Raw genomic sequence first — 12,951 nt, 5'->3', positions numbered from 1 at the left:
ATCGAGCTCTTAGGAGCTCGATTATTTTTTAAGAGATAAATGAGTGTTTGGTATAACTGATCTTCCAACCTATTTAATAGGTACATTACTTATTATTTTATTACCTGGACCTAACTCGCTCTATGTCATGTCTATTGCGACTCGCTTTGGCATAAAAGTGGGCTATCAAGGTGCTTTCGGTATTTTGTGTGGAGATAGCATCCTTATTTTGCTAACTGTCTTAGGTGCCGCAACATTATTGCATCAATTTCCCTGGATTTTTTTCGCCCTAAAAATTATTGGTGCTTTATACCTTAGTTATTTAGGTATCCGCTTAATATATGCAGCCTATTTAACTTGGAAACGTCCAAGTAAAGATCAAGCTAATGTTTCTATTGAACAAAAACAAGAAAAATTTCATCCTTTTCGTACCGCATTACTCGTCAGTCTAATTAACCCAAAGGCAATACTGTTCTTTTTATCTTTTTTTGTTCAATTTGTAGATCCAGCTTATCCTTATCCAGCCCAAAGCTTTTTAATGCTTGCTGTAATTTTACAATTGATGAGTATGGCCTACTTAAGTATGTTGATCTTTACAGGTATCAAAATTTCCAATTACTTCAACACGCATTATAAAGTAGCTGCTGCTTCTGTTGCCGCTATTGGTATTTTATTTGGATTGTTCGGAATCAAACTTGCGACATCAACAATGTAATCTTAAGATCACAGACTCATTAGGGAAATAATATAAAAATGCTCAAAGAAGTGATAACAAGAATAAAAAAAGATTTTAGTCTACCTGCTGTTTTCGCTGGCTTTATTACATTTTTAATTGGCATTAGCGTTTCATCTGTACTGGTTATTCAAGCTGGACAAGTATTAGGTGCAAATCAAGCACAGATTAGCTCATGGTTTTGGGCACTGGGTTTGAGTATAGGATTATCAGGACTGATCTTAAGCTGGAAGTTTAAATATCCAGTTGCGACATCATGGTCAACAGCAGGACTAGCACTGATTATCGCTACAGGCTCAGGATACAATTTGAATGAGGCGATAGGGGCATTTCTAATATGCGGAATTATGACTGCTGTATTGGGCTTTTTTGGAATATTTCAAAGAATTCTTGAATTTTTACCGCAATCTCTTACAAGTGCCATGTTAGCTGGAGTGTTATTAAAATTTGGCATTTCATTATTTACGGTCATGCAAGACCAATTGATCTATGTTTTAATCTTGATCAGTACATATATAATAAGTAAAAAAGCATTACCACGTCACTCTATTGTCATTACATTGTTAGCTTGCATTATCGCCACACCTTTTTTCTTTGAATATACAGCAACCAAAATTCACTACGGAATGACGTATCCAGTATGGATTCAGCCTGAATTTCACTGGTCAAGTATTCTGGGTTTAGCTATTCCCCTCTTGATCATCAATATGGCTTCGCAATATTTACCTGGTTTAGCAATGATCAGATCCTATGGTTACAAACCTCATGTCAACCAATTAGTGAGTTGGACAGGAATTGCTCAAGCAATATTCGCTCCGTTCGGGGCATTTTCAACCAATATCGCGGCAATCAGTGCAGCTGTGAGCCTAGATGAACAAGTTCATCAAGACCCTTCTAAACGCTATATTGCAGGTATTGCTTGTGGTGTGTTCTATATTTTTATGGGCATTTTTGCGGCGACACTAACGGGATTGTTACTGTCATTCCCTAGAGAAATGATCACCACTTTGGCGGCGATCGCGCTTTTTGCCACGATTGGACATAACATCAGTATCGCATTTAAAGAAGATTTAGATCGTGATGCTGCTTTAATCACTTTTTTAATGTCTGCATCTGGAGTTCAGTTTTTGGGCATTGGATCTGCTTTTTGGGGATTGATTATTGGATTTATTATTTATCATTTGATGCGTATCAAAATTAAAAAGCCTATTTAAAAAATAGGCTTTTGGGAATTAAATTACAGGATATTCACCCGTACCTTCAGGCCAAGGTGTCAATAATTCATATCCTTCATCAGTCACAGCAACCATATGCTCCCATTGTGCAGACCAAGATTTATCTGCTGTAACTACTGTCCATCCGTCTTTTAATTCTTTAACTTTGGCTTTGCCTGCATTCACCATAGGCTCAATGGTAAACACCATTCCTTTTCTTAATACTAATCCCTGACCAGGCTGTCCGTAATGCAATACATTCGGTTGCTCATGGTAGGTTTTTCCAATACCATGACCACAATATTCACGTACAATCGTATAACCTTCGCGTTGCGCAACTTGTTGAATAGCATGACCCACGTCACCAAGTGTCGCGCCAGGTTTAACCGTTTTAATACCTGCAAGCATCGCTTCATAAGTCGTATCGACTAATTTTTTTGCTTCAGGTTTAATTGTACCTACATAGTACATTCGACTGGTATCACCAAAATAACCATCCTTGATGATTGCAACATCAATATTAATGATGTCTCCATCCTCTAAGATAATATTGGAAGCAGGGATACCATGACATACAACTTCATTTTTCGAAATACAGGTTGTTTTTGTATATCCGTAATAACCTACATTTGCTGGCGTCACCTTGAGTGTATTGACGATGTAATCATTACAGATATCATCAAGATACTCAGTACTCACACCTGGCTTCACATAATCACCAATCATCGCAAGCACTTGTGCCGCAAGCCGACCCGATATTCTTAGTTTTTCAATATCTTGTTCAGTTTTAATGGTGACAGCTGTTGCCTTCATGATGAACCCCTTTTTAATTCAGGATTCATTATAGGACTTTCATTTGTCGATCACAAACGCTACAGACTGTCTGTAACTCAATCATCTCGACCATTATTTAACCATTCAGTACATTATTTTATTTTGCGAATCTAGGTCTATGCTCTGTTTGATTTCAATTCAATAAATAAATTTCTTTTATTAGTTTTATAAATACATAGACTTAATTTAACTCATAATTTCCCATCCAATAAAATTATTCGCTTCTTGCTTTTTTTCTATTCCATTCGATGGATGACCACCCTCCCTATTTACTGACATTTGCTCTAAAATCGCTTTCTTTTTCTTGAACCGATCTCCCTTATGACCAATTTGCGTACACGGGACATTATTGCCTTAGGTTTTATGACCTTTGCACTATTTATCGGTGCAGGCAATATTATCTTCCCACCTATTGTTGCTCAACAAGCGGGTGAACATGTGTGGTTAGCTGCTTTTGGCTTTTTAATTACTGCTGTTGGCCTTCCTGTTATCACGATCATTGCGCTATCGCGTGTTGAAGGCTCTATTCAACTTTTAAGCTCTCCACTGGGTAAGATTGCAAGTTTAATCTTAACCGTAGCATGCTATCTTGCTGTTGGACCACTTTTTGCGACACCGCGGACAGCTACAGTTTCTTTTGAAATTGGTTTTTCGAGTTATTTCGGAACGTCTTCATCTACCTTGTTGATCTACAGTGCAATTTATTTTGCATTTGTAACGTTAATCTCACTTTATCCAAATAAAATTTTGGATACTGTTGGCTATGTTTTATCTCCACTCAAAATTCTCTCTTTGATCATTTTAGGTGGCAGTGCCTTTTTAGTTTCTGCAGATTATATCCCTGCACCCATTGGAAACTATATCAATAGTCCTATTTCAGAAGGTTTTGTTAATGGTTATTTAACAATGGACACTTTAGGGGCTTTAGTATTTGGTATTGTCATTATTAATGCGATACGTTCACGAGGTGTAACTGATCAAAAGTTAATTACCAAATATGCAGTGATCGCAAGTTTAATTTCAGGTATTGGCCTTACACTGGTTTACATTAGCCTATTTAAACTTGGACTGAGTAGTCACGAAGCTGCACCTAACGCTGCAAATGGTGCCATTATTCTCCATGGCTATGTTCAGCATGCCTTTGGTGACTTTGGCTCATATTTTCTAGGGGCGATGATTTTTATCGCATGCATGGTTACGGCAATTGGTTTGACTTGTGCATGTGCAGAATATTTCTCACAAATCACGAAGATTACTTACAAAAAATGGGTTTTCATTCTTGTTGGTTTCTCATTTGTCATTTCCAACTTAGGTTTAACCAAGTTAATCGCCTTCTCTGTACCTGTATTAAGTGCAATCTATCCACCAGCGATTGTGGTGATCACGATGGGCTTTATGTGGAAGTTATTTAATTCCGCTCCGCGCGTCATTGCACCTGTTACAGCGGTTGCTTTCATCTTCGGTATTATTGATGGACTTAAGGTTGCAGAATTAGATCATTTCTTGCCAGCATTTATGAACAATCTACCATTGGCTGAACAAAATTTAGCATGGTTGATTCCTTCTTTAGTTGTATTTGTCATTGTCTACACACTGGATAGACTGAAGAAGTAAATTCAGGTGATTTATCAATAAATATTGTTTTACCCAAGCCGTATTTGTTCTGTAATCAATAATTGTCTCGTTTATCCAACAGACTATTATTGCTTACCCACCTTAACTTTGATCTCATCAGTCAGATTTGGAATGACTTTTGCTACTATTTATTTGTTTGGCAAGATGCTAAAAAGTAATTAGATTAAAGAATTACAAGAAACTCTATTCATCTCATCACCATTTATCGAAATAATTCTAGCATTTGCTCAAATAATATCTTAATTTCAAATATTTCAACTTTTGTCATAATAATGTCATAATTTATTTACATAATAGAGTGTTAAAAACTTGCTTTATTCTTCAATCCCCTGTACAAGTATATAAACAAAGTCGACTAAATCATTCAGATTTGTCATGAATTATCAGGAGGGATGGAGATGTTATCATTACATTTCAACAAGCAAGTCTTCATTAATACTCTTAAAGCGAACAACAATGCTGTCGTTTTTTTGAGCACAATGTTTGCTCTCATGCTGACACTTGTTGTGCAAGGTACAATTCAAGGCACGTTGAAGCTTGAATATTTTGCTTATGCACTTGCTGCAACGCTAGCATTTTACGTGTGGGCCTTTATTGACACGAAATATCGTACTCAAAAACTTTCTGATCAAGAAGCGCATTTAGACTAAGAGGTGGATGCAAAAGCATCCATCTTAAAGTCAATGTCATAATTTATAGAACTCTATCAAAACAACAAGTTTTTAAATTCTGCTCTACTTATCTACTTAAAATAACCCAATATACAAACCATAAAGCAAACCTAAGGTCGCCCCAACCTCACCTACGACCAATAGTACCATCGCACCTCTCATGAGCAATTTTGGTAATTCAATACGCCCTAATTGATGTGGTTCTTTGAACTGATTTGTCGTATCTTTCAATAAGCCATGCAAAATATAACTTATAATTGAAAATGCAAAAAAGAAAATATTAATCAAAATAAAGAGCAAATTTGTCGATTCATTCAATGCTGAAAAATATGCCATTACAGCTAGAATTAAAGTTGCAGGTGCATATAGAAAACTACTCCTATGCGCAATATCAACATAATAATGTGCTCGAGCTTGTTTAGATAAGCTGATTTGCACATACTTCCAAACGCCAGTAAGCATACCCGTCAATAAAAAAATACCACTAAAAAAAATAGCAAGTCTTACCGATAATTCCATTTGATCAATCATGATCTTACATTCCTTCGCTATAAAACAGATTGCAATATGTTTAGCATCTTATCTCATATTTCGTACTACTACTTGGCTACCTCCATACCTTATATAGAAATTTAAGCCAAAAAAAAGCTCCAATAAGGAGCTTTTTTATTAGAGTTTAAAGCGTGATTTTAACGGTTTTAATTCGATTATCTTCCATTTCTAGAATTTCGAAATTAACCCCTTGGTGTTCAATCACCATACCAACTTCTACCGCCCCACTCGTTTTATCTAAAATCAGTCCTGCAACACTGAAGTAACCTGAGTCTTCTTGCACCAGATCTAAATCTAATATATCGAGCGCCAGCTCTAATTGATATAAATCTAACATACCAGACGCCTTCCAAGTGGTATCATCGATTTTAACCAATTCAAGTTGTTCATCAGCATCTGGGAATTCACCAGCAATTGCTTCAAAAACATCTAATGGTGAGATTAAGCCTTGAATATTGCCATATTCATTTGTAACAAGTACCAATGAACCTTTAGAAGTTCTTAATGTATTAATTGCATCAATCACTTTCATTTTTTCATAAATGAAAATAGGACGGACACGTTTCATCAAATCTTTCAGTTGATCTGGATCATCTAATGCATCAATCAATTCTTTTGCACGTACAATCGTGATGACTTTATCCAATTGTCCACGACAAACTGGGAAAAGACTATGAGGTACAGCTAATACCTGTTCACGAATTGCTTCGGCATCGTCCTCAATATTTACCCAAGAAATTTGATTTCGAGGTGTCATAATTGAAGCAACTGAACGTTCAGCAAGTGATAGCACACCACCAACCATATAACGCTCTTCATCACCAAAAGCTTGTTGAATTTCTTCAACTTCTTTGGATGTTGCAATATCGGCATCCAATTTACTGCCCATCAATTTCAAAATTGAATCTGCAGTTCGATGACGTAATGGGATCTTCGCTTGATTTTTTTCAAGATTACGATTCGAAAATTGATTGAATGCTTCAATTAAAATTGCAACACCAATACCTGAATAAATATAACCTTTAGGGATATGGAATCCAAAACCTTCAGCGATTAAACTTACACCGATCAATAACAAGAAACTTAAACAAAGGATAACCACCGTAGGATGGCGGTTAACAAACGTAGTTAGCGGTTTTGATGCAATTAACATGACAACCATAGCCACAATCATCGCAGCCATCATCACGTAAATATTATCTACCATACCAATCGCAGTAATCACTGAGTCGAGTGAAAATACCGCATCAAGCACGACGATCTGAGCCACAACTGCAGCAAAACCAGCGTATACGACATTGTTATTCGTTTTAATCTCGGGTTTACCCTCCATTTTTTCATGGAGTTCATTGACAGCCTTATACACAAGGAATAGACCACCAAACAGTAATATCAAATCTCGACCTGAGAATGTTTTTCCAAAAATTTCAATCAATGGTTGAGTTAAAGTCACTAACCACGAGATCGCAAAAAGCAGACCTAGACGCATTAATAATGCGAGGGATAAACCGATTACACGGGCTTTATCACGTTGTTCTGGAGGAAGTTTTTCTGCAAGTATCGCAATAAATACTAAGTTATCAATACCTAAAACGATTTCAAGAATGATAAGGGTAATTAACCCTATCCAAATGCCAGGATCCAATAAAAATTCCATATTAGATCTCCTGGTTCTTATTATTTAAGATAATGTAAGAAGCTAAATTAGGCCAACACGGCGACGGGTCCATATATAAAGTTACCTTTTCAGAAATGATGAAACTATTATGCATAAGAATTTTATTTTGTAATTACTTTTTTTATGTTCAAAACAATTTTTTATGTAAATTTAGATCATATCTTTAGTCGTAATTGCCATCCTTGAATAGTCTTTGACATTTTCGACACAAAAAAAAATATCAGTGCCAAGTTATAGTTCCTCTATTTTTCAATAGAATTTGGTCAGCGTGGAATTGACATAAAGATATAATCATGAAGATCAGAATAGCTGTATTTTTAGAATCTTCTGTTTTGATATATATAAAGATATTTAAAGATCATTGAAATATGTTTTATAAAACTGAAGCCTATAGGTATCATGCCTTTTGTCTGATTTAAGGTAAGCGCTTGAACATAAGTTGATTATTTGAACAAAGTTCTTTTAATATAGGTTATGCTTCATGTAATATTTAAATCAATAAAAACAATTAAGTTACACTGACAAGGACGTAGCGATGTCAAAAAAATATGCAAAATTTTTACCTTCATCTGAAAATTTTGAACTCGAAAATTTTCCATTCTATTGGATCACTCAAGTCCATTCTCAGTATGTACTGAATGTTGACCATGTGCTCAAAAAGTATGGCGTTGATAATTCTCGTCGACGTTTGCTTGTCGCATTGTCTACTAAGCCAGATGCAAGTGTTTCAGAACTCTCTGACATGATTGTGTCAAAAATGTCGACGACTACAAAAATCGTTTACCGTTTAAAAGATGAAGGAATGGTTGATACTTACTCGTGTGAAAACGATGCCCGTATTACGCGTGTGGTACTAACACCAAAAGGTTTGGAAATGACAAAAAAAATTAATGACCTGATGAGTGTGGTTCTTGAACAAACATTTGAGGGATTAACCCCACTTCAAATTGAAAAACTAATGGAAAGCTTAAAGCATATTTTCAAAAATTTAGCGCATTAATTTTCCTAAACTTTAGATTAAAGCCCATCATCAAACATATTGAGTTGGGCTGTATTGTTCTGCCGTGGTTTTGGAGAATAAAAACATTCAAATTCCTCTACTGGAAAGCCCTCTACAAAGTTCTGAATGTCGGGGGATTTTAAACTCAACCACTGATCTAATTTATGGTGCGGAATAATAATTACTGACCGTTTAACATCTCCAGGCTCATGAAAATCCTTCATCATTTCGTGATGAATAGCATCCATGGTAATCATCGTTGCTGAACGATAAATAATTTGATCAATTTTCGTGATTTCATACAACGCTGCGATAAAAAATGCCTGACCATCTTTTCTTCTCACACCCCATCGTTGCGGTCGTCCATTAATATATTTTGCTTCATAAAACTCAGTGACTGGAATTACACCAAATTTACATTTTTCAAATGCTTCTTGAAAACTTCTTTTTTCGCTTAATGTTTCATTGCGTGCATTATAGGTTTTCTTCGCTATTTCTATATCAGTTGCCCATTTTGGTATAAAACCAAAATTAACTAACCTCCACTCGTAGCCATGATCAGATTTAAATAACAACGGGGTTTCGTAGCTTGGATAAACCTCTTCCACATATTCAAATGGAATATGTGGAAGTTCTAATGCTTGGATTTGATGCGCTTGTATTGGCTTAAAGTTGGCACACATAGCATAATTTTCAATACTATAAAAAACTTAGGCTATTATAGCCGATCCAATTCGGTTCATTATGATGATATTGGTACTGTCATCCAGTGTGTACGCGTGAATTCATCCATAATCCAATGCCCATTAAAGCGCCCTAATCCAGAGTTCTTTTCTCCACCGAATGGTGCATTAGCATGGTCCGCGACACTTATACCATTAATATGCGTCATTCCAATATCGAGTTTTGAAGCGATTTCTACTCCGCGCTCAATATCAGATGTACATACAGCACCAGATAAACCAAACGGTGTGTCATTGGCGATTTGAATTGCATGTGCCTCATCATCTGCTCTGATGATCGGCAGAATTGGTCCGAAGCTTTCCTCTTGAGCAATTGCATATGTCGGCAACACATCGATAAACACATGAGGTGACACCAAATTATTTTCAATACCCCCAGCATAGACCAGCTTAGCATCTTCTATTTGAGCCTGATCAATGATTCGTTGATGCTGCTTTACTTGTGTATTATTGATAATAGGCCCTATGAGCGTCTCATCAAGATTAGGATCACCCACAGGAATATCTTTTACTTTGTTTAAAAGCTTTTCAACATATTCATTGTGAATTGATTGATCTACGATGACACGATTAGTGCTCATACAGATTTGGCCTTGGTGAAGGAAGCGTCCCTTGATCGTCAAATCGACAGCCAAATCTAAATCTGCATCTTTAAGAATTAATAATGGCGCATTTCCCCCAAGCTCTAAAGCAAGTCGTTTGATTCTAGAGCTGGCCATCGCTTTAGCACCAACATTTTGTCCTACTTCTGTAGAGCCAGTGAATGAAATCATTTTCGGGATAGGATGCTCGACAAAATAATCCCCTATTTCACTACCACTACCCACAATGACATTCAGTACACCAGCGGGCACACCTGCCTCTTCAAACAATTTCCCTAATAATGTTCCACCTGTAACAGGTGTATCACTCGCAGGTTTAAGTACCACTGTATTTCCACATGCGATTGCGCAAACAACCGATCGCATTGACAAATGAAATGGAAAATTCCAAGGGCTAATGACAGCAATAACACCCAACGCTTTACGTTGATAAAAACTTTTTCTCGCAGGATCTTTACTTTCTAGCTGAACAGTTTGGATTTGATCAGGAAAAGTGAATGATTCTGAGATAATACCAAGCGCAGCACCCACTTCAATATTTGCCTTGAGACGCGTACTTCCAGACTCGGTAATCAGCCAATCTATAATTTCGTCTTTACGTAATTGTATGATGTCATGCAGCTTCTGAATGATTTTCTTGCGATCTAAAGCAGAGGTAATTAAGCCAAGATCAAATGCTTGTTGTGCTGCAGAAAAAGCGAGATCAACATCAGACTGATTCGCCGCTTGAATTTGGTGTATTTCTTTTAAATCAAATGGATTAAAATTTTGTATGACACGCTCTGAAGAGCCTTTTAACCAAGAACTGTTAATATACTGTTGATTTAAATTTGAATATTGCGTCATTTTATGTCCCTCTACATGCCACTTTTTACCCAATGGTCAACTATTTTACACAATCGTAAAAAAAGCCTCCGGAGAGGCTTTTTTATTTTAATTAGTCACCAGTGTAACCTTTAAGCTTCAAGCGGTAAGCATGAAGTAATGGTTCTGTATAACCTGATGGTTGTTCAGCACCTTTAAACACCAAATCATATGCTGCTTGGTAAGCATAACCGTCAAACCCAGGTGCCATTGGTGTGTACGCTGGATCGTTCGCATTTTGCTCATCTACAATTTTAGCCATACGTTGCATTACTTCTTCAACTTGCTCTTTAGTCACGATACCGTGACGTAACCAGTTTGCAACGTGTTGAGATGAAATACGTAAAGTTGCTCGGTCTTCCATCAAACCAACGTTGTTGATGTCTGGAACTTTAGAACAACCAACACCCAAATCAACCCAACGAACTACATAACCAAGAATACCTTGAAGGTTATTTTCTAACTCTTTAGTTTTCTCTTCATCAGTCCAATTCGTATCAGTCGCTAATGGTGGAGTTAATAAATCATCTAAAGGTAATGCTTCAGTTTTTAACAACTCTTGTTGACGCGCTGAAACATTACATTGGTGATAGTGGATCGCATGAATTACAGCACCAGATGGTGATGGAACCCAAGCACAGCTCGCACCAGCTTCAGGATGCTCAATTTTGGTTTTATACATATCTAAAAGCATATCTGGTTTAGGCCACATGCCTTTACCAATTTGTGCTTTGCCACGTAAGCCTGCTTGTAAACCAACCATCACGTTACGGTTTTCATATGCAGGGAACCAAATTTGAGATTTAACTTCACCCTTACGAACGAATGGACCTGCTTCCATAAAGGTATGGATTTCGTCACCTGTACGGTCCATGAATCCTGTGTTAATGAAGATGGTACGATCTTTCGCTTGAGCAATACAGTTTTTCAAGTTTACAGAAGTACGGCGCTCTTCATCCATGATCCCGATTTTAAGCGTTTTTGCTGGCAAACCTAGAGCTTGTTCTGCACGCTCAAATAGTTCAACTGCAAATGCAACTTCTTCAGGGCCATGCATCTTAGGTTTAACGATATACATAGAACCTTTACGAGAGTTCTTGATTTCATTTTGACCTTTGATGTCAGCAAACGTTAATAACGGTGTGATCAATGCATCCATGATACCTTCATAGATTTCTTGACCATCCACTAGGATCGCCGGGTTCGTCATCAAATGACCAACGTTACGAAGAAGCATCAATGAACGACCGTGTAAAGTTGTTTCGCCACCGATCAGATTTTTGTGGGTACGGTCTTTGTTTAAAGCACGAGTAATGGTTTTACCATTTTTCTCGATTTTCTCTTCCAAAGTACCCTTCATCAAACCTAACCAGTTACGGTAGCCTTCAACTTTTTCTTCAGCATCAACCGCAGCAATTGAGTCTTCCAAATCTTGGATCGTTGTTACCGCAGATTCTAAAACAAGATCTTTTACGCCAGCAGCATCCGTTTGACCAATTGGGCTTGTCGCATCGATTTCAATGATGACATGCAAACCATTATTTAATAAAACGATTTCTGTCGGCGCAGACTCTTCACCATTAAAACCTACAAATTGAGCTTCTTTAGCCAAATTCGTTGTGCTGCCATCTTTAAGCGTTACCACTAATTTTTTTGCTTCAACAGCGTATTTCGTAGCATCCGCATGTGATCCATTTGCTAAAGGGAAAGTTTCATTTAAGAAATTTTTAGCAAAAGCGATAACTTTTTCGCCACGAACAGGGTTATACCCCTTACCTTTTTCCGCACCGCCTTCTTCCGAGATCACATCGAAACCATACAATGCGTCATATAAAGAGCCCCAACGAGCATTTGCAGCGTTCAAGCAGTAACGTGCATTACGTACAGGCACAACCAATTGTGCACCCGCCAATAGTGCGATTTCTTCATCTACATTTTCAGTTGTAATTTGAAAATCTTCTACTTCTGGTAATAAGTAGCCAATTTCTGTCAGGAAAGCTTTGTAAGCTCCTAATTCAAATTTATTATTGCGGTGCCATTCATCAATTTTCGCTTGAATGTCATCACGCTTAGCCAAGAGTGCTTTATTTTTTGGGCTAAGATCAACAACGACTTGTTCAAAGTTTTTCCAGTAAGTTTCACTGTCTAAACCAGAACCTGGTAGTGCTTCATTTTCGATGAAATCGTAGAGTTCTTTAGCAATCGCTAACTTGCCTTTCTGAATACGTGCAGTCATTGTCTTTCCTGATATTGCTACTTTTTATACAAGAGAATCTAGTATACCCATTTATAAATTGCTGAATAGTAATATCACATTGCTAAATAGTGATCATTTATTATAGACACCAATCAGATGAGACTTTTGATCTATTACTTATTGAGTCGTTTTAATTCAACAATCTAATTACAGTGTATAAAGTTTTATAAAGGTAGAAATTAGACTTAA

The 12,951-nt window shown here is 36.9% G+C and carries 11 protein-coding genes; 5 read left to right on the top strand and 6 right to left on the bottom strand.

Annotated features, from left to right (window positions below; all coding sequences use genetic code 11):
- The first annotated feature begins 43 nt into the window (after positions 1-43).
- Both leuE and AC1M9C_RS11030 read left to right on the top strand, forming a co-directional pair.
- A complete protein-coding gene (gene leuE, locus AC1M9C_RS11035) occupies positions 44-694 on the top strand; it encodes a leucine efflux protein LeuE (RefSeq protein WP_481953683.1) in 651 nt (216 codons plus the stop codon).
- 53 nt (positions 695-747) lie between these two features.
- The gene (locus AC1M9C_RS11030) at positions 748-1,926 is read left to right on the top strand and encodes a benzoate/H(+) symporter BenE family transporter (protein WP_481953705.1); all 1,179 of its coding nucleotides are present in this window, start codon (positions 748-750) and stop codon (positions 1,924-1,926) included.
- An 18-nt stretch (positions 1,927-1,944) separates the two neighbouring features.
- Here the strand turns inward: AC1M9C_RS11030 and map are convergent, their stop codons facing one another.
- Positions 1,945-2,739: a type I methionyl aminopeptidase gene (gene map / locus AC1M9C_RS11025; RefSeq protein ID WP_035266073.1), complete on the bottom strand. Its 795-nt coding sequence runs from the start codon at positions 2,737-2,739 to the stop codon at positions 1,945-1,947.
- A gap of 342 nt (positions 2,740-3,081) precedes the next feature.
- Here map and brnQ point away from each other — a divergent pair, with 342 nt between their 5' ends.
- Positions 3,082-4,374 (top strand): branched-chain amino acid transport system II carrier protein, encoded by a 1,293-nt coding sequence (gene brnQ, locus AC1M9C_RS11020; RefSeq protein WP_481953682.1) that lies wholly within the window; start codon positions 3,082-3,084, stop codon positions 4,372-4,374.
- Positions 4,375-4,793: 419 nt separating this feature from the next.
- On the top strand, positions 4,794-5,045 hold the full coding sequence (locus AC1M9C_RS11015) for a hypothetical protein (protein WP_035266079.1): 252 nt from the start codon (positions 4,794-4,796) through the stop codon (positions 5,043-5,045).
- A gap of 96 nt (positions 5,046-5,141) precedes the next feature.
- Here AC1M9C_RS11015 and AC1M9C_RS11010 read toward each other — a convergent pair whose 3' ends face one another.
- Together AC1M9C_RS11010 and AC1M9C_RS11005 are read right to left on the bottom strand one after the other, a co-directional pair.
- Positions 5,142-5,597: a hypothetical protein gene (locus tag AC1M9C_RS11010; RefSeq protein WP_481953681.1), complete on the bottom strand. Its 456-nt coding sequence runs from the start codon at positions 5,595-5,597 to the stop codon at positions 5,142-5,144.
- 145 nt (positions 5,598-5,742) lie between these two features.
- Positions 5,743-7,275: a TerC family protein gene (locus tag AC1M9C_RS11005; RefSeq protein WP_035266083.1), complete on the bottom strand. Its 1,533-nt coding sequence runs from the start codon at positions 7,273-7,275 to the stop codon at positions 5,743-5,745.
- 556 nt (positions 7,276-7,831) lie between these two features.
- Between AC1M9C_RS11005 and AC1M9C_RS11000 the strand changes: the two genes are divergently transcribed.
- On the top strand, positions 7,832-8,296 hold the full coding sequence (locus AC1M9C_RS11000; protein ID WP_035266085.1) for a MarR family winged helix-turn-helix transcriptional regulator: 465 nt from the start codon (positions 7,832-7,834) through the stop codon (positions 8,294-8,296).
- A gap of 17 nt (positions 8,297-8,313) precedes the next feature.
- Here the strand turns inward: AC1M9C_RS11000 and AC1M9C_RS10995 are convergent, their stop codons facing one another.
- From AC1M9C_RS10995 to AC1M9C_RS10985, 3 genes are all read right to left on the bottom strand, one after another.
- Positions 8,314-8,979, bottom strand: a complete 666-nt coding sequence (locus AC1M9C_RS10995; protein ID WP_481953680.1) for an SOS response-associated peptidase — start codon at positions 8,977-8,979, stop codon at positions 8,314-8,316.
- A 59-nt stretch (positions 8,980-9,038) separates the two neighbouring features.
- On the bottom strand, positions 9,039-10,487 hold the full coding sequence (locus AC1M9C_RS10990) for an aldehyde dehydrogenase family protein (RefSeq protein ID WP_481953679.1): 1,449 nt from the start codon (positions 10,485-10,487) through the stop codon (positions 9,039-9,041).
- A gap of 91 nt (positions 10,488-10,578) precedes the next feature.
- Complete coding sequence (locus tag AC1M9C_RS10985; protein WP_092767767.1) at positions 10,579-12,741, bottom strand: malate synthase G; 2,163 nt, start codon at positions 12,739-12,741, stop codon at positions 10,579-10,581.
- Positions 12,742-12,951 lie beyond the last annotated feature (210 nt).

The sequence above is a fragment of the Acinetobacter sp. 24-47-39 genome (assembly GCF_056783825.1).
Note: the sequence above shows the minus strand (reverse complement) of the source record. Positions and strands in the feature narration are given on the sequence as shown.